The organism is uncultured Psychroserpens sp., assembly GCF_947492715.1.
Classification (GTDB): domain Bacteria; phylum Bacteroidota; class Bacteroidia; order Flavobacteriales; family Flavobacteriaceae; genus Psychroserpens.
This window is the reverse complement of the sequence record NZ_CANLNS010000008.1, coordinates 150529-174669: the sequence shown is the minus strand read 5'-3', so window position 1 is coordinate 174669 and position 24141 is coordinate 150529. Positions and strand designations below refer to the sequence as shown.

Below are 24141 nucleotides of genomic sequence, written 5' to 3'. Positions count from 1 at the left end.
TTGATTTAGTTTTTGGTTAATATAGATTAGCATAAAGTTAAATAAAAAAAGGCTGTTCAAATGAACAGCCTTCTGTATTTATTAACCTTTGTTGTTAACTACCTAAGATTCAGCAACTACTTCAAACGGTAAATTTACTGATACTTCTCTGTGTAATCTTACAACAGCTTCGTATTTTCCTAAACGTTTTACAGTTCCACCAGCAACCGAGATAAACTTCTTATCTATCTCATGTCCAGTCTTTTGTAATTCGTTTGCTAAGTCAATATTATTTACAGATCCAAATAATTTATCTCCAGTACCTACTTTAGAAGAAATTTTAATTTCTAAATCTTTAATAGCTTCTGCAGTTTTATTTGCTGCATCAATAATTGATTTTTCTTTGTAAGCTCTTTGCTTCAAAGTTTCTTCTAGGACTTTCCTTGCAGATGACGTTGCCATTACTGCTTGTCCTTGAGGAATTAAAAAGTTTCTACCATAACCGTTCTTAACTGTTACAATATCGTCTTTAAATCCTAAATTTTCAACGTCTTGTTTTAATATAAGTTCCATAGTTATTGGTATTTTATTTTAATAAATCTGCTACGTATGGCATTAACGCTAAGTGACGCGCTCTTTTCACAGCTACAGATACTTTTCTTTGGTATTTTAAAGATGTTCCTGTTAAACGTCTTGGTAAAATTTTACCTTGCTCGTTTACAAAACCTAATAGCCAATCTGCATCTTTGTAATCTACATACTTGATTCCAGATTTCTTAAAACGACAATATTTCTTCGTTTTGCTTGTGTCAATGTTCAACGGAGTTAAATATCTAATTTCTCCGTCTTTCTTTCCTTTTGCTTGTTGTTCTATTGAAGACATAATTACGCTTTTTGTTTATCTCTTTTTCTTCTCTTTTCTGCCCAAGCAATCGCATGCTTGTCTAATTTTACTGTTAAGTAACGCATAAAACGCTCATCACGTCTAAACTCTACTTCTAATGGATTAACTACTTCTCCATCTACAGTGTACTCAAATAAGTGATAAAAACCACTTTTTTTGTTTTGGATTGGGTAAGCTAATTTTTTTAAGCCCCAATCTTCTTTGGCTACCATCTTCGCTCCTCTAGAAACAAGAAAATCTTCATATTTCTTTACTGTTTCCTTTATCTGGTCATCAGATAAAACGGGATTTAAGATGAAAACAGTTTCATAATGATTCATAAAAATCTATTTATTGTGTTAAAAATGAGTGCAAAAATAACTATAATTTATATTTCTGGCAACGTTTTTGTATATAAAATTTCGGGTATCACGATAATGTTAAAATAATGTTAAAATTCACACTTTACCGATGTTTTTTGGTTTTTATCCGAATTTTTCGTACTATTGTCGATATCTTAACCTAAAATATAAATAATGTTATGACTTTAAACTGTGTAGTAGTTGATGATTCTGCGATTCAACGTTTATCGATTGTAAAGTTAATAGAGAATCATTCCTCTCTTAACCTTATTGCAGAATATAGTAGCGCATTAGAGACCAAGAATGGACTTAATACTCATAAAGTAGATTTAATCTTCTTAGATATTGAGATGCCTGTTCTTAATGGTTTCGAGCTACTCGATGTACTCAACAACAAACCCCAAATTATTTTCGTTACAGGTAAAACTGAATACGCATTTAAAGCTTTTAATTATGATGCCACCGATTATCTTCAAAAACCTATTACTAGGGAACGATTTAATCAATCTGTGGAAAAAGCACTAGAGCAACATAAATTAAAGCTTGATTTCAATGAAACTGACGGCGAACACATCTTTGTCAAAAGTAATCTAAAAAAGAGAAAAGTTTACATTAAAGATATCAAATGGATTGAAGCTCTTGGTGACTATGTTAAACTAGTTACTGAAGAAAATAGCTTAGTCGTTTTATCTACTATGAAAGCTTTCGAGCACGAATTACCAGAAGGTAAATTCTTAAGAATCCATAAATCATATATTGTAAACCTAGACAAGGTTGATCGATTTAACAGTAAAAATGTTGAAGTTGGTGCTTATGAGATTCCTTTAAGTAGAAACAAGAAAACCCAACTTGTTGACGCTCTTAACAATATTTAAAGGCGCTAAGACTAATAGTTTGAAGATATAACTTATAACTAACCTAACTAATTAGCTTTTTAATAATTATCGACATTTAAAATTACTCTTATTGCCCTAAAATCTTTTACACTCAGGAAGCTGTTATTAATTTTAATAATAGCTTCTTTTGTTTTTCCCAAAGATTGTTTCTGTGGAATCTTTACCAATATGTGCTTTAAATATTGATTTCTAATTCTAGCCACAGGAGGAAACTCGGGGCCAAGTACATTTTGGTTAAATACGGTTCGTAGTGATTTCGCATACCAATCTGCTCCAACATTAACACGATTATAATCTTTGTGTTTTAGCGTAATTTTTATCATTCTATAAATTGGCGGATATTTATAGATATGTCGCTCATCTAATTGCTCTTCAAACATCTGCAAGTAATTATTGGTAGACACTTGTTGCAATATATTATGATACGGGTTATATGTTTGTATCAATACTTTCCCGCGTTCTTCTGTGCGCCCAGCTCTACCGGATACCTGCGTCATTAATTGGTAGCTACGTTCGTGGGCTCTAAAGTCTGGATAATTGAGCATATTGTCGGCATTCATAATACCTACAAGTTTTACATTTCTAAAATCCAATCCTTTAGTAAGCATCTGGGTTCCAACCAAAATATCTATTTGCCCTTGCTCTAAAGCCGTTATAATTTTCTCATAACCATATTTACCGCGTGTTGTATCCAAATCCATACGCGCCACTTGATAATCTGGAAATAGTTGCTTTACCTCCTGCTCTACTTGTTCGGTTCCAAACCCTTTACTATCTAATTCGTGGCTACTACAAGCATCACATGTTTTTGGCATTACTGTATTATAGCCACAATAATGACAACGTAGTTGGTTTTTATATTGATGAAACGTCAAACTTACATCACAATTTGGACACTGAGGAGAATGACCGCAGGTATGACATTCTACAATTGGAGAAAATCCACGCCTATTTTGAAACAAGATAATTTGATGGCCATTTTTTAAGGTCTCTGTCATTTCTTCAATGAGTCGATCGCTAAAATGACCTTGCATGCGCTTACGTTTGTGCTTGTCCTTAATATCCACCAACTCAATATCTGGCATAAGCACATCGTTATAACGATGGTTCAATGTCACCAACCCATACTTCTCCTGTTTTGCATTGAAATAACTCTCTAAGCTAGGTGTAGCCGAACCTAATAAAGTTTTGCACTTAAAGATACTAGCCAACACAATAGCAGTATCACGAGCGTGGTATCTTGGCGCTGGATCAAATTGTTTGTATGATGATTCGTGTTCTTCATCAACAATAATTAATCCCAAATTATTAAATGGTAATAATACTGAAGAACGTGCTCCTAAAATAACTTGTGCTGTTGGAGCATTTCTCAATACATTATTCCAAACCTCAACACGTTCATGTGATGAATACTTACTATGAAATACAGCTACTTTTTCCCCAAAATAATACTGAAGGCGCTCAACTAATTGCGTTGTTAAAGCTATTTCTGGCAATAAATACAAGACTTGCTTTTTAGCTTCTAGTTGGGTTTCAATGAGCTTTACATAGATCTCTGTTTTTCCCGATGATGTCACGCCATGAAGAAGCGTAATGTTTTGATTTTCAAAAGATTCAATAATTTCATTTAAAGCATTTTCTTGATGTGCGTTTAAATGTTTTGAATCTTCGTTTGTGCCACCTTCATATTGAACACGATCTGTTTGAATATGATATTCTTCCAGAATCTCTTTATCTATTAGTGCTTTAACTATGGTAGATGATGCGCCGCTTTCAGAAATCAAATCAGATACCTTAACAGGTTTTTTCGTTTGCGCCGAAATAGAAAACAAAGTCATGATGACATCTCTCTGTTTTGGTGCTCTACTCAAATCGGACAGCAATTCTTGCAATCCTATTTCCGTAGAAAAGGAAGCATTTAATTTTGCATAACGTACTAATTTGGGTTTGTACTTCTCATATATTTCTTCTTGCACTGAAATGGCATCTTTATCGAGCAATCGCTTAATAACTGGCAAGACATTCTTTTTATCTAGAATGGACATCAAATCCTGAATCTTTAATGACGACTGATGGTGTAAGGCTTCATATACAACGAATTCATCATCTTTTAAATCTTCGTCATTAATAATCGTCTTATCATTCTTGGAAATAACTGTTTCGCTTTCCAAAATAAAAGCGCTTGGTAAAGCGGCTCTCATGACATCTCCCAATGTGCACATATAGTACTCTGAAATCCACCTCCAATGTTGTAATTGCACTTGTGTTACAATAGGAGTATCGTCTAAAATTTGATGAATCTCTTTTGCTTCATAAGTCAAAGGAGCATCATTATGTACCTCGATGACCAGTGCTGTATAAATTTTTGTTTTTCCGAAAGGAACAGACACGCGAATACCAGGCTGCAAAAAGTTAGCTTCTGCCTGAGTAATGGCATAGGTAAAACTCTTAGCAAGGGGAATTGGCAATATGACGTTGATAAAATAATTCAGCTCAGTGGAACGGTTTGATGTCTCTATACAAGATTGATAAAATCTTTTCAAAGGTAATGACATCTTCTTTGTTTATCAACCGATCTGTTTTAATAAATAGATTATTGTCCATAATTTCTATCTCTAAGTGATTAAAACCACTTAGCTTACTCATAAGGTCTTTAACGCGTGTTATTTGATTAGACCGCTTAAAGGTATAGCACTCGTAATTGATTAGACTTATATCATCATCATTTCTGATTTTATCAAAAAAGGCTTCGGTTTTTGTTTTCTCTCTGAAATAGTAATGCCCGTTTATGGCATCAATCCTTAGCCACATTACCAATTTGTACTCTCCTTTTAAATGTGGCGCAAACACATAACCAGAATCAAAATAAAATATATCACTGTAAATCCAATTTTCGGTTTGGTTGAGTATTTTGGTTTGATATAAGGTCTCTATGCTCTCATCATTTAGAGGCTCGGCTTTTAAAAACCGTTTACTTGACCTAAGATAATTTAACGCTCGCTCCATAATCTTTTGATCTTCAAAAGCAAATTTTCTAATGTCCTCTTCAGATCGCTCCCAAAATTCGTTGCCGTTAACATCCCATTCACCAGATTCGGCTTGTTCTAAACTTATCTTAGCATTTGTTTCGGGATGGAAAATATACTCCTCTTCTAAACTTCTACGCATTTGTTCTTGATCTTTGTCTCCTGACTTCTTTTCGAAACCTAAAAGAAAATAAAGCAATAAGGCAAGACCGACGACGAAAGAAAGAACAATTACAATACCTAATGCCATATTATACTTATTGTACCCTTAACCAATACTGCGTTCTATAGAAAAAAGCGATATAACCTCTAACTTGAAGTCGATCGTTATTGTCTCCATCAAGTTTTAATCGGCACTCATATGTCTTTCCATCTTCGGGGTTTGTAATGGTTCCTTTTTTATAAGCGTTACCAGATTTCACCATATCCTTAATGATTTTTAAACCCAGAACAGGTTTATTATAATCATCTCCTTTGCAAAACTTGCATGGCAAATCTCGTTTCTCGGGGTCAAAAATTTCGATAATCTTTCCGTAGATTTTCCCATTTTCCTTATAAATTTCAACGATAGATTTCTCCTCTCCTGTTTCGTCATCAACGGTTTTCCATTTTCCGAGTACACTTTGAGCAGATACCGTTAAAGTCATCAAAAGTATCAATACAACTAGGTAATATTTATTATTCTTCATCATATCTTTTCTTTTTTAAACGTCTAATCGTTGCATTTAGTTCATAACCCAACAACAATATATTAGCATTAAGCCATAAATACAATAGTAAAATTAACAAAGCTCCAATAGAACCATAGAGCTTATTGTACTGTGAGAAGTTTTCAATATAAATACCAAACAAATAGGATGTTAATATGATTAATAGCGTTGTAAATAAAGCACCAATTGAGAAAAACTTTGAAGTACGTCCTTCTTTCGTTCCGAAGTAATACAAGGTAGCAGTGGCTATATACACCATAAAAACAAAGAACAAATACTTTGCAAACACCACCCAAAACACATTGGCATCATTGGTTGGATACTGAAGACTATCGAACTGCTCGTATAACGGTTGAATGACATAAATTTGGAAATATCCAAAAAAAGCAACAGTTAGAATGACCAGTAAGGCCAATATCAATGCCACACCAAGAGCATAGAGGTATTGTTTAAATATATTTCTAGTGAGTTCTTGATGATACGAATTCTCAAATCCAGAAAACACGGCATTAACGCCATTTGCCATTAGTAAAATAGACACAATAAAAACAGATGACAATAAACCACCACGCTCTGTATTTTCAATATTTTCGAAGATATTAGAAAAGAAAAAATCTGATGTTTGTGGTGGCAAAAACGAGGTTAAAAATTGTTGAAACTCATTTTGAAAGCCCTCAATGGGTATATAAGGCATTAAGATAAGTACAAACAATAAAAAGGGAAAAATAGCTGTAAAAAAACTAAACGCAATTGCACTTGCTCTTGCTGTAAGTGCTCCCTTAAAAATCCCTATCGCATAGAGTTCTAGTAAATCATATAATGTTAGTCCTTGAAGCGCGGGCAGCTTTATTTTTCTTAGTATATCTACAATGTGATTTACTATGGGAATATTGCTCAATATCTCTTTTAAAGGCTTTGACATTAAACAGCTTTCAGGCTTAAATCCATGTTATAAACCGAATGTGTCAATGCGCCCGAAGAAATATAATCTACGCCACACTCGGCATAATTTCTAACGGTTTTTTCGTTAATGCCTCCTGAAGATTCTGTTAAACATTGATCTCCAATTAATTTCACAGCTGTTCGTGTGTCTTCATAATTGAAATTATCAATGAGAATACGATAGACGCCTTCTGTTTCTAAAATTTCTTTAATTTCATTTAAATCTCTTGCTTCAACAATAATTTTTAGATCACGATTAGTTTCTTTTAAATAATGCTTCGTTTTATTAATGGCTTTTGTTATACCACCTGCAAAGTCAATGTGATTATCTTTTAGCATTATCATATCATATAGTGCAAATCGATGATTTTCTCCTCCCCCAATTTTTACGGCCCATTTTTCGAGGGCTCTTATTCCCGGAGTTGTTTTTCTTGTATCTAAAATTTTAGTGCCAGTTCCTTCCAAAAGGTCTACAAACTTTTTTGTCTTTGTAGCAATTGCACTCATACGTTGCATGGCGTTAAGTACTAGTCGTTCTGCTTTTAATATAGACTGTGACGCACCTTCAACATAAAACACAATATCTCCATAACGCACCTGACTCCCGTCTTGTATTAGCATTTCTACTTTCATGTTTGCATCTACATAAGCAAATACTTGTTTAGCAAACTCAACACCTGCTATAATGCCATCATCTTTAACCAAAAGCTTAGCTTTTCCTTGTGCCGAAGCTGGAATACAGGCCAAAGAACTATGGTCACCGTCACCTACATCTTCTCTAATCGCATTTGCTATGATGCCTTCTATTTCTTTATCAAATTGTTCTTGTGAAATCATGTTTTAGATATTTCATGTAAAAATAGCAATTGCAACTTAAAAAATTTCAAAAAAGTCTAACTTTGAAACATGACAATTAAACTTCTTGCTATAGGCAAAACAGACCATAGGGATTTACAATCGTTAATTGATGATTATCAAAAACGTTTAGGGTTTTATGTAAAGTTTGAATTTGAAATCATACCAGATCTCAAAAAGACAAAGCATTTAAGCGAAGATCAGCAAAAACAAAAAGAAGGCGAACTTATATTGAATAAAATCAATACATCTGACGTACTTATTTTACTTGATGAAAATGGGAAACAGTTTGATTCTGTTGCCTTTTCCCAGTATTTACAAAAACATATGAATTCTGGTATTAAGCAATTGGTTTTCGTTATTGGTGGACCTTACGGTTTTTCGTCTGAAGTGTATCAAAAAGCACGTGGAAAAGTAGCATTGTCTAAAATGACATTCTCTCACCAAATGATTCGATTATTTGTTATCGAGCAGTTGTACAGAGGTTTTACTATTTTGAAAAACGAACCCTATCATCATAGATAAGTTTTATTAAATATAAAGCTGTTATAAGCAGAAAAGGTGCCGTTAGAACACCAGGCGTATAGGAGCCTTGCATGATGCTCCAAAGCGGATGTCCAACACCGTTCATTAACTCTATTAAGATCCAAACTATAATGGGAAATTTTGCTAATTTGTGATTTGGCTTCACCAGAACGTACCAACTTATTAGCCCTACAACAAATAACCCAATATTGATGATTAAAAACCCTAAATGATGATCATCTGATACCACACCAGTTAACCAAGTTGCAGGAGGGAAATTTTCCCAAAGTTTACCTATATATTCTTCTATAGAATGCAAAGCCTGAAAACAAACCAGAAGCAAGAACACTTTTGAAATTCTACTATCTGCAATGTTTTCAGGCATGAGATTATTTTAATTTTTTAGTGAATTAATACACCTTATAAATTTCTTTACGTTTCTTAAGTTGGCGTTCTAAATCACTAATCGTTTGGCGCACGGCCACTTCATGTTTCTTTTCATTGGATGTTGCAAATAGTCGAGGACCAGGCAAACTCAACCTTATACTACAAATCGCATTATTTATTGGTTCATTAAGATCTTTTTTAAAGAACACATCTGCACCAACGATAAATTCATATCTATTAAAAAGTTTTGCTAGTTTCTCTCTTGTAAAAGCGCTTAGGGTATCACTTTTATCTACATCTACATATTGAAAGTTTACATTCATAATCATTCTCGTTTTTAGGTTAATTTCGTTATTCTAATTTACGAAAAATTAGCCAATTTATAATGATAAATCTCTTAAAGAATTTGTGTTTTTTTTATAATAAAAAAAGAACAAAACTTCCCAATTGAATTTCAAAACACGTAAAGAGCGCAATGCTTAGGTATTTTAACCTAATCCTTAAAACAAGACAATACCATCTACTATAAACTCATTGATTGTCAGATATTTGAACTAGAGATTAAATAGAAATATTAACCAGTAGCTACGTGTCAATTTCTATGTGAAAGGTGTTATCTGAAAAACCTTAGACTATATACAGTCAAAAAAAAAGAGTAAGAAAAACGTAAAAACAATAATCATGTCAAAAACCTCAAACCTCGTTGGTGCATATTCACCCTATTCATGTACAATTAGTAAAGAAGCAACATCTGCTTTTAATGAAGCCTTAGATGGACTTTTAGGTGTAACCTATACACCTGTAGCGGTATCAGAACAACTTGTAGCTGGAACCAACTATAAGTTCTTTTGTAATACAGAAGCTGCAGTTAGATATCCTATTAATGGATCTGCAATAGTAAGTATCTATCAACCTCTTGATGGTAAGGCTCATATCACAAGTATTCAAAACATAAATTAATTATTAACCTTAAAAACATATTATTATGCAACCTTTACCAGTAAAAGTTAAAAATGTAAGCGTCTTTGCTTACTTCAACCCAAATGAACCTTTATCTGAGGTTATCTTAACAGGTGCTTCAGGAGTATATTCAGTAGGTACATTAATGACTAGTATTTTTTACAACCTTGATTTAACAGATGAAGGCCGAAAAGAGAACCCATTAAATGTTCATTCTCAATATTATGCCACTGGCGAAACAGAATCTGGAGACAAATTCACCACGCCATGGATGTATTGTTTAGATAATTCTAATCAACCAAAATTTGGTCGCACCAAAACCCTTGTTGCGTCAAGTGCAGATAGTCATGTCGATGAAGCTACAGTTAACGAATCTGATTATATTAAACTAGGTGCCTTAACAGATATCACTGTAAGTCAGTTATTTCCACCTCCAGCCATTGGTCAACGTTTACTCATAGAAAATGGCAGTGGTAACATTATAGCAACAAGAGTTGGTACACCACACGAAATGGGTGTACAAGTTGATAGTGGTCGTCGTATAGGTGAAATTTCGAGCGGAATGAAACGTATCATTATATCTGGAAAAACCAAAGATGGTGATAGATTTTCTCAAACTGGCTATACAGCCGTTTCTGGTGGAGATCCAGCCATTTTTATTAAACAATTCCCAAACTAGATTATCTGAAATAAGATAATAACCTAACTTAAAAGCTCTATAGAGATTCGTTTAAATCTCTATAGGGTTTTTATAATGGTATATATAAGACCATTAGCACTTGAATAATGAAAAAGATTAGAAACGGCAAAACCAAATACCCCATGATATCTCTAGCTTGTAATTTTACTCCAGCTCCCATAACAGGCAATACCAATAATATAAAAAAGGGTTGTAACATATTGCTTAGACTCTCCCCAAAAGCCACAGACATCGATGCTCTCGAAACCATTTCAGTAATTTGATCTGGAGGAAGCCCAGCTCCTAAATCCTTTACAGCCTCAATCATACTAGGACCAACAACTGCAAACTCCCCTCCTGCTGATGGAATTGCAAAATTAACAACACCACCAGTGAGATAGGCATAAAACGGATAAGTATCTATTGTCATTACAGACAGTAGTACTTCTGTTAGTTCTTCTCCAATCCCAGTATATATCATTATTCCCATAATACCAGCATAAAACGGATACTGAAATAATACGCCAGAAATATTGCCGCTAGCCCGTTTCATTGCCACGCTATAACGCATTGGAGTTTTATGCATCAAAAGCCCTAACATTAAGAAGATAAATATCATAATATTTAAATTCACATCAAATCCATTTGTAGCAAAGTGATACACGATATAAGCTAAACCCATGGCAAAAATGAGTAACGATAATAGCGGGGTATTATTTAAGGTATCTGAAATAGCTTTCATAGGAAGTTTAAAACTTTCAGCTTCTTCTTTTATCGATTCTTCTTGAGATTCGTAACCTGGTTTTAATAAATCTTTGAGTTCTTTTCCCTTGGTGTTTTTAGGGATTAAAATTAAAAACAACAATGGTGGCACTAATAAAAACACTGCTATCATAGCAATATTAAGTGTTGAACCCAAAGTATAACTTGTTGGAATGACTGTTGACAGTACATTCTTTTTTATGAGAAAATTATCATCTGTATTAAGGAGTAACGGAATTGAACTAGACAGTCCGCTCACCCAACCTCCAAAGGTAAAATAAGTACATGCGATTAAGAATGGATAATTAACACCCTTAACTTTTAGAGCTAATTCGCGAGCTAATAAACATGTAATTACAATCCATCCAAAACTTACAAAAGACAATAAGGTCCCCATCACCAAAACAAACAAATACACCTGTTTGGGTGTATGGATATACACAGCAAGTTTTTCAATAGCGCGTTTAATTTTTGGAGAGAGTGCGATACTAAACCCTGTAATGATAATGAGCACTATTTGCATTCCAAAACTGAGCAATTCGAAAAAACCTTTATACCATGATTTCACAACATCTATTGGACTAGTGTTTGTCCAAAGCAAGGCACATAAAGCCGTTAACAAAGTCAAAACAATAGCAAACACAAAAGCACTTGGCATGTATTTTTGAAACAGGTCTGTAAATTTTTCTCCGAGTTTAGTGAGCATAGTTCAATAATTAGAGCTTTATTTTTTTACCATCTTTAGTTCCTCTTGAATAGGATTCGGCATCAATCCACAATACTTCACCATACTTGCCTTTTTTTATGCTTGAATCTACGGCTAATATTTTTTTATCATACAACTGAAGCACCTCTTTTTGAGAGCAATGTCCAACAACCACATGATTAGCATTAATCTGACTTAAAATTTTAACAATAGCCTCGTCTTTTAGTCCATCATAAAAATAACCTCTATACCAAATAGGTCCATTCTGCCCATAAAACCTATCGTAAAAGTCAGTAGATCTCATTTCTGTTTTATCGCGATCGATAGAGTTTCGCATTAATTTATTGGTGACTTCTATATCGAAATCTTCAAGCAAGAAATCGGGTGAAATTCCGCCATGAACAAACACATTATCGTTAATTTTGACCATCGTATTTTTTGATCTCAGCCATTTACCCAAAACTGTATTGACATCAAACAACTGACTGTATCTTAATTTTAAAATTTTTGAGGCCTCTTGATATTTTTTGTGAATGTACCTGAGGTCATCATGTAGCACCATAAATTCATGATTTCCTAATAAAAAATGAACCTTTCCACCATGGGCTTTCGCTTGTTTTTCAAGTTTATAAACAAACCATAAGGTCTCTGTTACTTTTGGACCGCGATCAAAAATATCTCCAACAATCACTAAATGTCCTTTTCCAAATATCCAATTGAGATTCTTATCAATAATTTTATTATTCTTTAAAATTTCAACCGCAAGATCAAATTGTCCATGGATATCACTCAAGGCTACTATTTGTTCAACATCTTTATATACCGAAACCTCAGGCTTAAATGTTGTTTCATAAGCATCAATCTTCAAATCTTTTGTTTTGAGTACGCCATTTACAACGTTTTTTTCCACTAATCGATCGTCTTCTATAAATACATATGGACCATCGTTAACCATACTCAAATTATCATCAGATTTTGATTGTGCGCTTAAAAACGTGAGGTTCAAAAACACAAAACATAAAATTATTTTTTTTAACATCTTCAAAATTTTGAGTCTAAGATAGGAAACATTTTCATTGAAAAATAAATCTGCTTTATCTAAGCACTATCTCTTTTACAATTCATACTTTAGTCACTACTTTTGAGACTCAATTTCAACATACTATGCAACTCGTTTTCGCTACTAATAATTTAAACAAACTTAAAGAAGTCCAGGCTCTAGTCCCACAACACATTAAACTTCTAAGTTTAAAAGACATTGGCTGTTTTGAAGACATCCCTGAAACGCAACTTACCATAGAGGGTAATGCCATTCAAAAAGCGGAATACGTAAAAGAACATTACGGATTTGATTGTTTTGCAGATGATACAGGTTTAGAAGTTAAAGCACTTAATAATGAACCTGGTGTGTTTAGTGCACGTTATGCTGGAGCGCAGCGTAACAGTAATGATAACATGAATTTACTGCTTAAAAACCTTGAAGGAAAACCGAATAGAGATGCGCAATTCAAAACGGTTATTGCATTACATCTTAATGGCAAACTAGAAACATTTACAGGGCTCTGTAAAGGCGCTATTACCACCACAAAGCAAGGAGAAAAAGGCTTTGGCTATGATCCTATTTTTAAACCTGAAGACTATAACAAAACTTTCGCAGAAATGGTAATGGAAGAAAAAAACCGGATTGGACATCGTGGAAAAGCAGTACGTTTATTGGTTGCTTTTTTAAATTCTATTTAGGCAAGATATTTGATGCTATATCAAAAATTAGTATCATATGAAACATAAAATACTTGCTTTTGGTTTTATTCTATTTTGTTCAATAAGCTTTTCTCAGAACATTGATTCACTAAAAATATTACATAATAATGTATGGCGTACAAAAAATTGGGTAGAACGTGATACCGTTGTATTGTTTAGTATACCCAATATAGAACGCACTTATAATGCACTCACTCCAAGAGAGAAAAGTCGTCAACGTAAAAAATACAGGAGATTCATTTACGGAGAACATATAAGTTTTAAATCTGGAAAACTTCACTATCGTTATGCAGTTCCTTGCATTACAGGGGCTTCGCACGGAAGAGCCATTTTGGATATTAGGCTTCTAAAAAATAAGGTAGTCATAGATTACAAAGACCTTGATAGAACAACAAAACAATGGAATTCTAAAACCAAAACATTTGATATTTTAAAATGGTCTAACGATTATATTGTTCTCAAATATTGAATTAAAACCTCCAAAACCTGCGTTAACGATGGAGCAATTGTTGGAGCTCTTTTGCAAAAAAGCGACTTGCGAGAGCGTGTTAAAACGCCCACATATTGATTATCCAAATAATAGTCTATCTTTGCACCTTGAAATCCCCGAAGGATCGGGACGTTAAATTCCTCAGAGTGAGGATGTGTTACCTAGAAGTTTAAGTGTTTAGTATGTCGATTCGCTTCTTTTGTAACACCAAAGAACATAATCGAATACAAACAAAAGAATGAGCACATTCCAAGAACTCGGTCTTAATGAAGACCTGCTGGCTGCTATTAACGATTTAGGATTTGAAACCCCTAGTGATGTACAAGCCAAAGCAATCCCAATTTTATTAGAAGAAGATTCAGATCTTGTGGCCTTAGCGCAAACAGGAACTGGTAAAACTGCTGCATTTGGTTTTCCAATGCTTCAAAAAATCGACATTGATAGTCGAACAACTCAAGGTTTAATTTTATCACCGACACGAGAACTCTGCCTACAAATTACCAATGAATTAAAACTCTACGGAAAGCATTGTAAAGGTTTAAATGTTGTAGCTATTTATGGTGGAGCGAGTATTACAGATCAAGCACGCCAAGTAAAACGTGGTGCACAAATTATTGTGGCTACTCCTGGTCGTATGAAAGATATGATTAGCCGAAATATGGTTGATATTTCTAAAATTGAATATTCGGTTTTAGATGAAGCCGATGAGATGCTAAACATGGGATTCTATGAAGATATTACTGATATCTTATCACATACACCTGATGATAAAAATACGTGGTTATTCTCGGCTACAATGCCAAAAGAAGTTGCACGAATTGCTAGAGACTTTATGCATGATCCTACTGAGATTACAGTAGGAAACAGAAATGAAAGTACGAGTCAGGTTTCTCACGAATATTATTTAGTTAATGCTAGAGATCGTTATCAGGCTTTAAAACGTTTGGCAGATGCCAATCCTGATATTTTTTCTGTAATCTTCTGTCGTACCAAACGTGATACTCAAAAAGTGGCTGAAAACCTTATTGAAGATGGTTACAGTGCAGGAGCTTTACATGGTGATTTAAGTCAGAATCAACGTGATCTTGTCATGAAATCGTTTAGAAATAAGCAAATTCAAATGTTAGTAGCAACAGATGTTGCTGCTCGTGGAATTGATGTAGACGATATTACCCATGTAATCAATTACCAATTACCAGATGAAATAGAAACCTATACACACCGTTCTGGTCGTACTGGTCGTGCCGGTAAAACAGGTGTTTCTATGGTTATTGTATCTAAAAGTGAAGTACGAAAAATCAAAAGTATTGAACGTATTATAAAAAAGGAATTTGAGAAAAAAGAAATTCCTGATGGTATGGAAATCTGTCAAGTACAATTAATGTCGCTTGCGAATAAAGTTAACAATACAGAAGTTAATCACGAGATTGACAAATATCTGTCTGCTATAAATGAGCTATTTGAAGACACCGATAAGGATGAGTTAATTAAAAAATTCTTCTCTGTAGAATTCTCTCGTTTCTTTAATTATTATCAAAAATCTAAAGACCTTAATGTAGCAAGTTCATCTAGAGATTCTGAAGGTGAAGGTCGTGGTTACGGTGGAAGCGGTAACGAAACTCGTTATTTTATTAACGTGGGTCGTAAAGACGGTTACGATTGGATGAAATTAAAAGATTTCTTAAAAGAAGTTTTAGAACTTGGTCGAGATGATGTTTTTAAAGTAGATGTAAAGGATAGTTTTTCTTTCTTTAATACTGAAAAAGGCATTCAAGAAAAAGTACTAACATTTTTCACAGATTTTAAGCATAATGGACGTTTTGTAAATGTAGAGGTGAGCGAAGATCGAGGAGGCGGAAGAAATCGAGGTGGAAGACGACGTGATGATGGTGGAAGACGTAGACGTGACGACAAGCCAAGAGGAGAAAGACGATCTAGACGTAGTGATTCAGGTTCTGGTAACAGAAGTGATAGACGATCATCAGAAAACTCAGGAAGACGTAACGATTCAGGTTCTAGTAACAGAAGCGATAGACGTTCTAGTGAAAATATGGGAAGACGTGGCGATTCAAGAAATAGAAGCGACAGACGTTCTAGTGAAAATTCAGGTAATAGAAGTGATAGACGACAATCTAGTGGAGAATCAAGATCACCTCGACGTTCAGAAAGCTCATCAGGTTCTGACAGACCAAGACGCTCTAGACGTTAAGATAAAATAAAAAACCTTGTAACTTAGTTGCGAGGTTTTTTTAAACCATCTTGTTAATATTAAGTCAAATTTACGTCTATTGCTATAGTGGTATGCAATTTGTTTACTACTTTTAACACATAATAGTGTATATGAAATATTTATTTACCTTCTTATTATTTGTTTTTGTGACGAGTATTGGATTCTCCCAAGACACTACAAATGAGAACACTAAACCTAAAGACTCCACACGTCAAGATTCTACTAGTGTGAAAGTTGCGACTAGTGTGAAAGGTACGATCATTGATTTAAGTACAGATAAACCCATAAGTCGTGTAAACATCGTAAACCTTAATCAGGTTATAGGTACTTCAACTGACGATAGTGGTAATTTTGAAATCAAAGCTCAGTTAAATGATACACTTCACTTGTCTTATCTAGGATACAAATCGATCAAAGTGAGAGTAACCAACGATTGGTTAAAATTTGGAGAGACTAAAATAGGTATGACAGAATTAGCACTTGCTTTAGAGGAAGTTGTGGTTAATCAACTTAAGCTCACAGGATATTTAGAGATAGATGTTAAGCAAGTACCTATCAAATCTAATTACAGATACAGTATTTCAGGATTATCAAATAAAGGCTATGAAGCTGGAAATAACAGGCCTAATGCAGTTAGTAAAGTTTTAGGAGCTATTTTTAATCCTGCCGATTTTTTGCATAACATGTTCGGAAAAAAGCCTCGTGAATTACGAAGGCTAAAAAAAATGAAAAAAGACGATGAAATAAGAAACCTTCTTGCTTCTCGTTTTGATAGAGAAATGCTCATGGTTTTATTACAGGTAGATCGTTTTGATCTCGATGAAATCGTTAACCAATGTAACTACTCAAAAGACTTTATTCAATCTGCCAATGACCTTCAGATTCTAGATGCCATTAGCGAATGTTATGAAGAATATAAGATACTAAACAGAAATAAGTCGGGACGATTTTAAAGACTACTTTTGAGAGTGCAACGCCACTCTATTACCTTCTGTGTCAATAAAAACAGCCATATATCCATGTTCGGGAGAAATTTCAGTTTTAGGCTGATATATAATACCACCTGCATCTTCTATCCTATCTAATTCTTGCTGCACATCCTTACTCATAAAATATACCAAAGTTCCTTCTTGACTAGGGACATAGCTCTCCTGCTTTATTAATGTTCCTGTTGCTCCAGGCTTTTTCTCATCAAAAGGAAACCAACCCATAAGCATACCTCCAAAATCGTGAATGGCGATATCTACGTTAAAAACCGATTCATAAAACAACTTGGCTCTATCCATGTCATGCACAGGAATTTCAAACCATCCTACCATATTATTTTCCATAATTACTACGCTTCTAATATATCTTTTAAACTAGCTAAACCTTCTTCAAAATCTTTACCTACATGTTTATCAACATTATACATCATCATAAAGATATTTGCAGGTACTTTATTAACACCCGAAAAACCCCAAGTTACTTTTGTCTTTCCATCGCCCAGATCTTCAACTTTAGTAACAGCATCAGATTCAGATTTCCATGGTTTAAAAAAGCGAAGTCTTGCTTCTACTCTATCATTTTCTACAATATTCATGATCTCCTGTTCTCCAAGTCCAACTTCTTTATTACCATCCCATTTAGCAATAAAACCAACTTGTCCGTCGGTACCAACAAACTCTTGTTTCATATTTGGATCTTTCTTTTTCCATGGTGACCAATGGTCTTGATTTTTAATATGTTTTAAATAATTAAACACCTCTGGCAATGGTTTATCAATAACCGTACTTCTATTCACTGTATAGCGCTTTGGGGCGATTAATGCCAATAATATAAAGAGAAGTAATATTCCTCCTAAAATGTAAAGAACTATCATAATATTAAAATTTATTGTTAATGTGGTTCACTTACCATCAACGTACACCAAATTTATCGGTTAACATTCCAAATTTGCACCCCAAAACACCTCTTCAAAAGGCTTTTTACATTAACCATTAAAGGTTAAATAGGGATTTAACTTCATCTTGAATTAATAAGTTTGTTTCCTTAAAGTTAATAAATTATTGGGTTTGATAAAAACGCTCAATAATTTGCTTATAGCTTTTAATGGTTTTTTTACACCAATCTAAGCGTTTTTCTAATTGTTCTGTCTCAGAAAGCTGCCATGCTACCTCTGTTCGTTTTAATCTTGTAGTCACATCTTGAAGAATAATAGCAGCAGATACAGATATATTTAAACTCTCTGTAAACCCAACCATTGGTATTTTTAAAAAACAATCGGCCGCATCAATAACCTCTTGCGAAAGCCCACTCATTTCTCTTCCAAAGAAAAAACATGATTTCTTACGGACATCAAAATCTTCAAGTAAACTATCATTCTCATGTGGTGTTGTTGCCACAATCTGATAGCCTTTTGCCTTTAAATCCTGAATGGCTTCTTTTACAGAATGATAACGATTTAAATCTACCCATTTTTGAGCGCCCATAGCAATTTCTCTATCAATTCGTTTTGTGTTTTGTTCCTCTATAATATTCACTTCCTGCACTCCAAAAACGTCACAACTCCTAATTACAGCACTAGTATTATGCAATTGATAAACATCTTCTGTAGCTACAGTAAAATGCTTCGTACGTTGAGACAGCACTCTAAGAAACGTTGATTTTCGTTGCTCTGTTAAGTAAGTTTCAAGATGTTGCAAAAGTTTTACGTCTATCATCAAAAATGATTTATATTTATGAAAATATAAAAACTCAATGGGATTAAAAAAACGATTACTATTTATTTCAGTTACATTATTTAGTTATTTAAATTCTAATGCACAAAATGAAGCCAAAGAAGTACGCACTGATACGGTTGCATATAGTGCCGAAAACACGCAAAAAGTTTTAGAATTTGGAGAGTACATTTCATCTACAATTCATAATAATGATCCAGATGCCTTTATTCTAAAACTTAATGATGATACTTTTTTTGAGCGCATTTTGAGGTCCAGTCCGTCGCTAGATCGAAATGATAGTTTTGTAAAAGATCTTGTACTAGGTATGAAGCAGGCTATGACCTCGTTTCCAAATGAAATTATCTCCGAAGTAGAAAATGGGTCATATTATGATTTTATTAGTTATCGTTACGATTTATCATCACAGACGTATTACGCCTTGTTTAGAATGTATTCTGCTGAAACTGGCATGAATTATCACGATTATAGAATCTATAAAGAAGGTGACGAAATACAATTTTCTGACATGTACGTCTATTTGTCTGGAGAGCATTTTACTGAAACACTAGGTAGAATGATGACAATTACAATGCCCGAAAAAAAATTATTTGGGCTTTTAGAATCTTCTGAAAATAAAGAATCTAAAGAATTGTTTAGAGCCTTATTATTTAACAATAAAGGTAATTATGTTAAGGCATATGAGATTATGGACGGACTAAAATCTGATATGGCTAAAGAGAAATTCCTTCTTATTTTCAAGGCTTTAATCGCCAGCCATATTGATGAGGAGAAATATTTAAAGTCTTTAGAAGAATTAATTAACGTGCATCGTGACGATCCAACAATTGCCTTAAACAAGATTGACTATCACATTTACAAAGAAGAATATTTTGAAGCCATTCAAGTTATTAATCAGTTGCAAAATGAAACAGAGGATGATTTTTTAAACTATATTAAAGCCTGTGTTGCTTTTGAAGATCAAAACTATGATTTAGCGCTCAATTTTTTTAAATATACATCTGAAAATTATCCAGATTTTTTTGAAGGACAAGCTGGTTATCTCAATACGCTAGTCCTGATGAACAACTATCCAGAAGCCGTTGAATATTTAGATTTCTTAGTAGATGAGGGTTATGAAAAATCATCACTCATAGAATACATTGTAGAAGATGACGAATACGGGGAAAATATTCTTGAAGCATTTTCTAAATCCAAAGATTTTAAAACCTGGAAGAAGAAAAAAGAAAAAAAATAATTCGAAATGAAACATTTAGTCGTTTTAACAGGCGCAGGAATAAGTGCCGAAAGCGGTATTAAAACCTTTAGAGATGCCGATGGATTATGGGAAGGTCATGATGTTATGGAGGTGGCTACACCTGAAGGTTTTGCAAAAAACCCGAAACTTGTTTTAGAATTTTATAACCAACGTCGTAGGCAATTACATGATGTAAAGCCTAATAGTGCTCATTATGATTTGGCAGGACTAGAAGGAAAGTATAAGGTAAGTGTTATTACTCAAAATGTTGATGATTTACACGAACGCGCAGGAAGCAATAATGTTATTCATCTTCATGGCGAATTATTGAAAGTTCGTAGTTCAAAACACAGCAATAGTATAAAATCATGGAACACAGATTTAATATTGGGCGATCTCTGTGAAGACGGTCATCAGCTAAGACCACATATTGTTTGGTTTGGTGAAGATGTACCAATGATTGAAAATGCGGCAGAGATATGTGGAACAGCAGATATCTTATTAATTATTGGCACGTCAATGCAAGTTTACCCTGCAGCAGGTTTAATGCATTATGCTCCACCTAAAACACCTATATACTTTATAGATCCTAAACCATCTATTGACAGCCAATCGCGACTTACTGTTATTGCCGAAACAGCCACTAAAGGCATGAAAACGTTTATAACACTATTAGAACAACAATAACAATAACCTGGACAAGAAATAAACTTATTCTAATCATTATCAGAGAGTTTAAAAAATGTGTTAACAGGCTTCCCAAAAACATCAGATAATTTTAATGCTAAAACTGTTGATGGCACATATCTATTGGCTTCTATAGAGTTAATAGTTTGACGCGACACTCCTATCTTCTTGGCCAAATCATCTTGCGTTAAACTCAAAATAGCACGTTCTACTTTAATTGTATTTTCCATTATCTATAACGTTTTAAGTTATGATAAAATAAGAGCTGTATCATAAGCATAAACAGCAAAACCTGAAAATCTCCTAAATCCTTAAATGCTTGTCCATTAGAATCCATTACATTAGACACGCCAAATTCTACGTAAGGCATAACCAATGCATAAATAACACCAATAACGAAAGCAATCGCATAAGATTGAGCTCTTAGCACTATAGTCATTTCATCTTCCTCTTTATCTTTAGACAAAGACATTATTAACATACCTACTAGCATTGTTTTTTGCAAGAGATGTTTTAACCACAGAAAATCACCTTCCAAAACAAAAGCTCTAACAAACATAATTGTTATAGATAACAATACTATAACAATTCCTACGGTCATAAAAACATGTGGTAGTCTAAAATTAATCAACTTTTGAAATTGATTACGTTCACAATTTATCATTCTTTCTTTACCCATAATTGACAAATATATTTTATATTAAGTAAAAATATTTTTACGATATGACAAATATACTTTACATTTTTGAATTACACAAATTTTTTGATCTCTTCCCTATTTCAAAATAGTCTAGACCATCACGCAACCTTTTAAAGCCATTGAGACTATAGTATAGAACTTGTAAATAGAATAACCAAAAAAAATAAAGTGTCATGTCAAAATCTTACAAATTAATTATTATACTCTTCCTATTCATTTTTTCCTGCTCCAAAGATGCAATCATCGAAAACCTAAATGATGACAACACCTATTATAGAGATGGCGAGGTTGAAATCGTTTTTGAAAACGATGCCACTCATGGTATCAATATCATATTTATGGGAGATGGTTATGTTAAAAATGAACTAAAAAAAGATCAAGGCAGGTATCGAGAACATGCCTTAGAAAATATAGAATTTTTATTTCAACATGAACCTTTCAAATTTTATAAAAATCATTTTAATGCGTATATCATATATGCCGAATCCGAAATCACTCCTCATGGAAATACTTTTATAGTAGATACACCTTTTGATAGTCATTTGACAACAATAACTCCATATTCAAATGCTTTACATCCAATTATACAAGACCTGCAATCTGTAAACGACTATGTCTTTAAAGTAAAAAACCGAAATAGAACAGATAAAGACCTCATATTAATGTCTGTAAACAATGTTAATGGCGGCACAGCTGGTCGCTATAGTAACCTCGCCGTGTTTGGAAATGGTGAACGCGGCACAATGTTACATGAAGTAGGACATGCTTTTGGTGGTTTAGGGGATGAATATTATTTCCTCAATGTCACTGGCACTCCGCACACCGACTATCCCAATATGGATAACACCGATAATTTAGAGATCATTAAATGGAAACATTTTATTGGACATTCAGGTTATGAAAACGTAGGTGCTTTTGAAGGTGGAGCATATCATCAATTTAATACATGGAGGCCTGAAGAAGGTAGTATTATGCGTGGAAACACTGGACTCTTCAATGCTCCAAGCAGAGAATCTATAGTAAAGAGAATACTGCAAATTAGAGGATTAACATATAATTTTGAAGATTTTTTAATAAACGACAATCCTTCACAAAATCGAAAACCAATCAATCTTAATAAAGACATAAAACTTAATAATTGTTTGGTTGAGTAAGTCTATAAATAATAAAATCCTGTCTGACTAACAGACAGGATTTTACCCCTAACTAAACTAAATTTTAAATCTTAACGCGTCCGCTTAACTACAACATTAAGATTACCTACTTATGATTAAGAAACTATTAAAAGTTCCTATCTGATTTATATACGAGTATTCGTACCGTTTTGGATTACGACAAGTAAAAAAAAATTATATTTTTTTTGCCTCTTCCCAAAAAACATCCATCTGTGCTAGTGTCATCTCAGATAATGGTTGATTTAAATCTTTAGATTTTTGTTCTAAATATTGAAAACGCTTTATAAATTTTTTGTTTGTTCTTTCTAAAGCACTTTCTGGATCTATCTTTAAAAAGCGTGCATAATTTATCATTGAAAAAAGTACATCTCCAAACTCACTTTCAATCTTATCTTGATGACCAGCATGAACTTCATCTTGTAATTCTTCTAATTCTTCTTTCACCTTTTCAAAAACTTGATGTGGCTCTTCCCAGTCAAAACCAACTCCTGCAACCTTATCCTGAATACGATTCGCTTTGACCATCGCTGGCAAACTTTTAGGAACACCTTCTAGAACACTTTTCTTGCCTTCTTTGAGCTTCAACTGTTCCCAATTGCGCTTAACGTCTTCTTCGTCATTAACAGTTACATTTCCGTAGATATGAGGATGCCTATCTATAAGTTTATCACAAATGCTATTGCAAACATCTGCTATATCAAAAGCATTTGATTCACTACCTATTTTCGAATAGAAGACAATATGTAACAACACATCTCCAAGTTCTTTTTTAACTTCCTCAAGATCATTATCTAAAATAGCATCACCTAATTCGTAAACTTCCTCGATTGTTAAGTGACGTAGTGTTTGTATTGTTTGTTTCTTATCCCAAGGGCATTGTTCACGCAACTCATCCATGATAACGAGAAGGCGCTCAAAGGCATCTAACTGCGACGTTTTATCAGTCATATTATTTGAAATTAAACTTCAAAAATACAACCCTTTCTATCGGATAGAAATTCTAAATGAATATTAATATGAACAATCTATTAACGACGACTATTCCTCTTCGTCTGCAGTAACTTCATCACCTTCTTCTAAGGCGTCTAGCATATCATGTTTCTGAAGTAAATTATACCATTGTACAATTTTTTTGATATCGCTAGCATAAACACGATCCTCATCATAATCTGGTAGCACACCAAAGAAATATTCTTCTAAAGTGTCTTTAGAATCTTTATGACTAATAGACGTTGTTTGGGCATTTTCTTTATCTCTAATTTTTTTAAAAACCTCTTTTAAAGGTAATTCCTCTGTTAATGTATACACAGCTATTTCACTTAACACACTAATGTTGTTATGAATATTCACTGCCATTTTTTTCTTATCAATTAAAGATTCTGCCACAAAACCATTACGTGTTTGCGCTACTATTTTATATAATCCTGGTTTTCCTGAAATGGAAAGTATTTTATCTAAACTCATATTAA

At 33.6% G+C, this 24141-nt stretch carries 30 protein-coding genes; 11 read left to right on the top strand and 19 right to left on the bottom strand.

Annotated elements, in window-relative coordinates; genetic code table 11:
- Positions 1 to 102: 102 nt before the first annotated feature.
- The 3 genes from rplI to rpsF are packed head-to-tail and all read right to left on the bottom strand — an operon-like array spanning position 103 to position 1203.
- The gene (gene rplI, locus Q0787_RS17535) at positions 103 to 552 is read right to left on the bottom strand and encodes a 50S ribosomal protein L9 (protein WP_298904310.1); all 450 of its coding nucleotides are present in this window, start codon (positions 550 to 552) and stop codon (positions 103 to 105) included.
- 13 nt (positions 553 to 565) lie between these two features.
- Positions 566 to 862 carry a 30S ribosomal protein S18 gene (rpsR, locus tag Q0787_RS17530; protein ID WP_028873640.1) on the bottom strand — a complete coding sequence of 99 codons (297 nt, stop codon included), beginning with the start codon at positions 860 to 862 and terminating at the stop codon, positions 566 to 568.
- Between the two features lie 2 nt (positions 863 to 864).
- Entirely contained in the window at positions 865 to 1203 is a 339-nt protein-coding gene (rpsF, locus tag Q0787_RS17525; RefSeq protein ID WP_298904308.1) for a 30S ribosomal protein S6, read from the bottom strand.
- Between the two features lie 200 nt (positions 1204 to 1403).
- Here rpsF and Q0787_RS17520 point away from each other — a divergent pair, with 200 nt between their 5' ends.
- The gene (locus Q0787_RS17520; RefSeq protein WP_230937136.1) at positions 1404 to 2099 is read left to right on the top strand and encodes a LytTR family DNA-binding domain-containing protein; all 696 of its coding nucleotides are present in this window, start codon (positions 1404 to 1406) and stop codon (positions 2097 to 2099) included.
- Between the two features lie 59 nt (positions 2100 to 2158).
- Here Q0787_RS17520 and priA read toward each other — a convergent pair whose 3' ends face one another.
- From priA to nadC, 5 genes are read right to left on the bottom strand one after another with little or no spacing between them, the layout of a single operon-like run.
- Positions 2159 to 4612, bottom strand: a complete 2454-nt coding sequence (gene priA, locus Q0787_RS17515) for a primosomal protein N' (RefSeq protein WP_298904332.1) — start codon at positions 4610 to 4612, stop codon at positions 2159 to 2161.
- Between the two features lies 1 nt (position 4613).
- A complete protein-coding gene (locus Q0787_RS17510) occupies positions 4614 to 5396 on the bottom strand; it encodes a hypothetical protein (RefSeq protein ID WP_298904306.1) in 783 nt (260 codons plus the stop codon).
- Positions 5397 to 5403: 7 nt separating this feature from the next.
- Complete coding sequence (locus Q0787_RS17505) at positions 5404 to 5838, bottom strand: DUF2147 domain-containing protein (RefSeq protein ID WP_366915897.1); 435 nt, start codon at positions 5836 to 5838, stop codon at positions 5404 to 5406.
- On the bottom strand, positions 5825 to 6778 hold the full coding sequence (locus Q0787_RS17500; RefSeq protein WP_298904304.1) for a YihY/virulence factor BrkB family protein: 954 nt from the start codon (positions 6776 to 6778) through the stop codon (positions 5825 to 5827). Before Q0787_RS17500 ends, Q0787_RS17505 begins: the two co-directional genes overlap by 14 nt.
- The gene (nadC, locus tag Q0787_RS17495) at positions 6778 to 7635 is read right to left on the bottom strand and encodes a carboxylating nicotinate-nucleotide diphosphorylase (RefSeq protein ID WP_298904302.1); all 858 of its coding nucleotides are present in this window, start codon (positions 7633 to 7635) and stop codon (positions 6778 to 6780) included. Before nadC ends, Q0787_RS17500 begins: the two co-directional genes overlap by 1 nt.
- 69 nt (positions 7636 to 7704) lie before the next feature.
- Here nadC and rlmH point away from each other — a divergent pair, with 69 nt between their 5' ends.
- On the top strand, positions 7705 to 8178 hold the full coding sequence (rlmH, locus tag Q0787_RS17490) for a 23S rRNA (pseudouridine(1915)-N(3))-methyltransferase RlmH (protein WP_298904301.1): 474 nt from the start codon (positions 7705 to 7707) through the stop codon (positions 8176 to 8178).
- Here rlmH and Q0787_RS17485 read toward each other — a convergent pair.
- The gene (locus Q0787_RS17485) at positions 8144 to 8563 is read right to left on the bottom strand and encodes an HXXEE domain-containing protein (protein ID WP_298904299.1); all 420 of its coding nucleotides are present in this window, start codon (positions 8561 to 8563) and stop codon (positions 8144 to 8146) included. The genes rlmH and Q0787_RS17485 overlap by 35 nt on opposite strands.
- Positions 8564 to 8588: 25 nt before the next feature.
- Positions 8589 to 8888 (bottom strand): HPF/RaiA family ribosome-associated protein, encoded by a 300-nt coding sequence (locus Q0787_RS17480; RefSeq protein WP_298904298.1) that lies wholly within the window; start codon positions 8886 to 8888, stop codon positions 8589 to 8591.
- 358 nt (positions 8889 to 9246) lie between these two features.
- Between Q0787_RS17480 and Q0787_RS17475 the strand changes: the two genes are divergently transcribed.
- Both Q0787_RS17475 and Q0787_RS17470 read left to right on the top strand, forming a co-directional pair.
- Positions 9247 to 9525, top strand: a complete 279-nt coding sequence (locus Q0787_RS17475) for a hypothetical protein (RefSeq protein ID WP_298904297.1) — start codon at positions 9247 to 9249, stop codon at positions 9523 to 9525.
- A gap of 25 nt (positions 9526 to 9550) precedes the next feature.
- Complete coding sequence (locus tag Q0787_RS17470; RefSeq protein WP_298904296.1) at positions 9551 to 10204, top strand: hypothetical protein; 654 nt, start codon at positions 9551 to 9553, stop codon at positions 10202 to 10204.
- Between the two features lie 70 nt (positions 10205 to 10274).
- Here Q0787_RS17470 and Q0787_RS17465 read toward each other — a convergent pair whose 3' ends face one another.
- On the bottom strand, positions 10275 to 11672 hold the full coding sequence (locus Q0787_RS17465) for a TIGR00366 family protein (protein WP_298904295.1): 1398 nt from the start codon (positions 11670 to 11672) through the stop codon (positions 10275 to 10277).
- 10 nt (positions 11673 to 11682) lie between these two features.
- A complete protein-coding gene (locus Q0787_RS17460; RefSeq protein ID WP_298904294.1) occupies positions 11683 to 12711 on the bottom strand; it encodes a metallophosphoesterase in 1029 nt (342 codons plus the stop codon).
- A gap of 125 nt (positions 12712 to 12836) precedes the next feature.
- On the opposite strand from Q0787_RS17460, the gene Q0787_RS17455 reads away from it, so the two are divergent.
- The 4 genes from Q0787_RS17455 (at position 12837) to Q0787_RS17440 (ending at position 17106) form a co-directional block, all read left to right on the top strand.
- On the top strand, positions 12837 to 13412 hold the full coding sequence (locus tag Q0787_RS17455; protein WP_298904293.1) for a non-canonical purine NTP diphosphatase: 576 nt from the start codon (positions 12837 to 12839) through the stop codon (positions 13410 to 13412).
- Positions 13413 to 13449: 37 nt separating this feature from the next.
- Positions 13450 to 13902: a hypothetical protein gene (locus Q0787_RS17450; protein ID WP_298904292.1), complete on the top strand. Its 453-nt coding sequence runs from the start codon at positions 13450 to 13452 to the stop codon at positions 13900 to 13902.
- A 259-nt stretch (positions 13903 to 14161) separates the two neighbouring features.
- The gene (locus tag Q0787_RS17445; RefSeq protein ID WP_298904290.1) at positions 14162 to 16132 is read left to right on the top strand and encodes a DEAD/DEAH box helicase; all 1971 of its coding nucleotides are present in this window, start codon (positions 14162 to 14164) and stop codon (positions 16130 to 16132) included.
- Positions 16133 to 16263: 131 nt separating this feature from the next.
- The gene (locus tag Q0787_RS17440) at positions 16264 to 17106 is read left to right on the top strand and encodes a carboxypeptidase-like regulatory domain-containing protein (protein ID WP_298904288.1); all 843 of its coding nucleotides are present in this window, start codon (positions 16264 to 16266) and stop codon (positions 17104 to 17106) included.
- A 3-nt stretch (positions 17107 to 17109) separates the two neighbouring features.
- Here the strand turns inward: Q0787_RS17440 and Q0787_RS17435 are convergent, their stop codons facing one another.
- The 3 genes from Q0787_RS17435 to Q0787_RS17425 form a co-directional block, all read right to left on the bottom strand.
- Positions 17110 to 17484, bottom strand: coding sequence for a VOC family protein (locus tag Q0787_RS17435; protein WP_298904286.1), 375 nt, complete (start codon positions 17482 to 17484; stop codon positions 17110 to 17112).
- 5 nt (positions 17485 to 17489) lie between these two features.
- Positions 17490 to 18014 carry an SRPBCC family protein gene (locus tag Q0787_RS17430; RefSeq protein ID WP_298904284.1) on the bottom strand — a complete coding sequence of 175 codons (525 nt, stop codon included), beginning with the start codon at positions 18012 to 18014 and terminating at the stop codon, positions 17490 to 17492.
- Between the two features lie 184 nt (positions 18015 to 18198).
- Positions 18199 to 18855 (bottom strand): RNA methyltransferase, encoded by a 657-nt coding sequence (locus tag Q0787_RS17425; protein WP_298904282.1) that lies wholly within the window; start codon positions 18853 to 18855, stop codon positions 18199 to 18201.
- Positions 18856 to 18892: 37 nt separating this feature from the next.
- Here Q0787_RS17425 and Q0787_RS17420 point away from each other — a divergent pair, with 37 nt between their 5' ends.
- Positions 18893 to 20110, top strand: coding sequence for a hypothetical protein (locus Q0787_RS17420; RefSeq protein WP_298904281.1), 1218 nt, complete (start codon positions 18893 to 18895; stop codon positions 20108 to 20110).
- A gap of 6 nt (positions 20111 to 20116) precedes the next feature.
- Positions 20117 to 20797: an NAD-dependent deacylase gene (locus tag Q0787_RS17415; protein ID WP_298904280.1), complete on the top strand. Its 681-nt coding sequence runs from the start codon at positions 20117 to 20119 to the stop codon at positions 20795 to 20797.
- A 29-nt stretch (positions 20798 to 20826) separates the two neighbouring features.
- On the opposite strand, the gene Q0787_RS17410 is transcribed toward Q0787_RS17415, so the two are convergent.
- Entirely contained in the window at positions 20827 to 21027 is a 201-nt protein-coding gene (locus tag Q0787_RS17410; RefSeq protein WP_298904278.1) for a helix-turn-helix transcriptional regulator, read from the bottom strand.
- The gene (locus Q0787_RS17405) at positions 21027 to 21476 is read right to left on the bottom strand and encodes a hypothetical protein (protein WP_298904276.1); all 450 of its coding nucleotides are present in this window, start codon (positions 21474 to 21476) and stop codon (positions 21027 to 21029) included. Before Q0787_RS17405 ends, Q0787_RS17410 begins: the two co-directional genes overlap by 1 nt.
- Positions 21477 to 21670: 194 nt before the next feature.
- On the opposite strand from Q0787_RS17405, the gene Q0787_RS17400 reads away from it, so the two are divergent.
- Entirely contained in the window at positions 21671 to 22651 is a 981-nt protein-coding gene (locus Q0787_RS17400) for a M64 family metallopeptidase (RefSeq protein WP_298904274.1), read from the top strand.
- A gap of 195 nt (positions 22652 to 22846) precedes the next feature.
- Here the strand turns inward: Q0787_RS17400 and mazG are convergent, their stop codons facing one another.
- Positions 22847 to 23620: a nucleoside triphosphate pyrophosphohydrolase gene (gene mazG / locus Q0787_RS17395; protein WP_298904272.1), complete on the bottom strand. Its 774-nt coding sequence runs from the start codon at positions 23618 to 23620 to the stop codon at positions 22847 to 22849.
- A gap of 90 nt (positions 23621 to 23710) precedes the next feature.
- Positions 23711 to 24136, bottom strand: coding sequence for a DUF5606 domain-containing protein (locus Q0787_RS17390; protein WP_298904270.1), 426 nt, complete (start codon positions 24134 to 24136; stop codon positions 23711 to 23713).
- Positions 24137 to 24141 lie beyond the last annotated feature (5 nt).

Excerpts from the sequence above, each read along its gene's own strand:
- Q0787_RS17400 (WP_298904274.1), top strand. The coding sequence starts at position 21,671 with ATGTCAAAATCTTACAAATTAATTATTATACTCTTCCTATTCATTTTT.
- Q0787_RS17425 (WP_298904282.1), bottom strand. The coding sequence starts at position 18,855 with ATGATAGACGTAAAACTTTTGCAACATCTTGAAACTTACTTAACAGAG.
- Q0787_RS17475 (WP_298904297.1), top strand. The coding sequence starts at position 9,247 with ATGTCAAAAACCTCAAACCTCGTTGGTGCATATTCACCCTATTCATGT.
- Q0787_RS17500 (WP_298904304.1), bottom strand. The coding sequence starts at position 6,778 with ATGTCAAAGCCTTTAAAAGAGATATTGAGCAATATTCCCATAGTAAAT.
- Q0787_RS17410 (WP_298904278.1), bottom strand. The coding sequence starts at position 21,027 with ATGGAAAATACAATTAAAGTAGAACGTGCTATTTTGAGTTTAACGCAA.
- Q0787_RS17420 (WP_298904281.1), top strand. The coding sequence starts at position 18,893 with ATGGGATTAAAAAAACGATTACTATTTATTTCAGTTACATTATTTAGT.
- Q0787_RS17485 (WP_298904299.1), bottom strand. The coding sequence starts at position 8,563 with ATGCCTGAAAACATTGCAGATAGTAGAATTTCAAAAGTGTTCTTGCTT.
- Q0787_RS17445 (WP_298904290.1), top strand. The coding sequence starts at position 14,162 with ATGAGCACATTCCAAGAACTCGGTCTTAATGAAGACCTGCTGGCTGCT.
- Q0787_RS17505 (WP_366915897.1), bottom strand. The coding sequence starts at position 5,838 with ATGATGAAGAATAATAAATATTACCTAGTTGTATTGATACTTTTGATG.
- Q0787_RS17405 (WP_298904276.1), bottom strand. The coding sequence starts at position 21,476 with ATGGGTAAAGAAAGAATGATAAATTGTGAACGTAATCAATTTCAAAAG.
- Q0787_RS17390 (WP_298904270.1), bottom strand. The coding sequence starts at position 24,136 with ATGAGTTTAGATAAAATACTTTCCATTTCAGGAAAACCAGGATTATAT.
- nadC (WP_298904302.1), bottom strand. The coding sequence starts at position 7,635 with ATGATTTCACAAGAACAATTTGATAAAGAAATAGAAGGCATCATAGCA.
- Q0787_RS17520 (WP_230937136.1), top strand. The coding sequence starts at position 1,404 with ATGACTTTAAACTGTGTAGTAGTTGATGATTCTGCGATTCAACGTTTA.
- Q0787_RS17465 (WP_298904295.1), bottom strand. The coding sequence starts at position 11,672 with ATGCTCACTAAACTCGGAGAAAAATTTACAGACCTGTTTCAAAAATAC.
- Q0787_RS17455 (WP_298904293.1), top strand. The coding sequence starts at position 12,837 with ATGCAACTCGTTTTCGCTACTAATAATTTAAACAAACTTAAAGAAGTC.
- Q0787_RS17480 (WP_298904298.1), bottom strand. The coding sequence starts at position 8,888 with ATGAATGTAAACTTTCAATATGTAGATGTAGATAAAAGTGATACCCTA.
- Q0787_RS17470 (WP_298904296.1), top strand. The coding sequence starts at position 9,551 with ATGCAACCTTTACCAGTAAAAGTTAAAAATGTAAGCGTCTTTGCTTAC.
- mazG (WP_298904272.1), bottom strand. The coding sequence starts at position 23,620 with ATGACTGATAAAACGTCGCAGTTAGATGCCTTTGAGCGCCTTCTCGTT.
- Q0787_RS17415 (WP_298904280.1), top strand. The coding sequence starts at position 20,117 with ATGAAACATTTAGTCGTTTTAACAGGCGCAGGAATAAGTGCCGAAAGC.
- Q0787_RS17510 (WP_298904306.1), bottom strand. The coding sequence starts at position 5,396 with ATGGCATTAGGTATTGTAATTGTTCTTTCTTTCGTCGTCGGTCTTGCC.
- Q0787_RS17435 (WP_298904286.1), bottom strand. The coding sequence starts at position 17,484 with ATGGAAAATAATATGGTAGGATGGTTTGAAATTCCTGTGCATGACATG.
- Q0787_RS17440 (WP_298904288.1), top strand. The coding sequence starts at position 16,264 with ATGAAATATTTATTTACCTTCTTATTATTTGTTTTTGTGACGAGTATT.
- rpsR (WP_028873640.1), bottom strand. The coding sequence starts at position 862 with ATGTCTTCAATAGAACAACAAGCAAAAGGAAAGAAAGACGGAGAAATT.
- Q0787_RS17460 (WP_298904294.1), bottom strand. The coding sequence starts at position 12,711 with ATGTTAAAAAAAATAATTTTATGTTTTGTGTTTTTGAACCTCACGTTT.
- Q0787_RS17430 (WP_298904284.1), bottom strand. The coding sequence starts at position 18,014 with ATGATAGTTCTTTACATTTTAGGAGGAATATTACTTCTCTTTATATTA.
- rlmH (WP_298904301.1), top strand. The coding sequence starts at position 7,705 with ATGACAATTAAACTTCTTGCTATAGGCAAAACAGACCATAGGGATTTA.
- rplI (WP_298904310.1), bottom strand. The coding sequence starts at position 552 with ATGGAACTTATATTAAAACAAGACGTTGAAAATTTAGGATTTAAAGAC.
- Q0787_RS17450 (WP_298904292.1), top strand. The coding sequence starts at position 13,450 with ATGAAACATAAAATACTTGCTTTTGGTTTTATTCTATTTTGTTCAATA.
- rpsF (WP_298904308.1), bottom strand. The coding sequence starts at position 1,203 with ATGAATCATTATGAAACTGTTTTCATCTTAAATCCCGTTTTATCTGAT.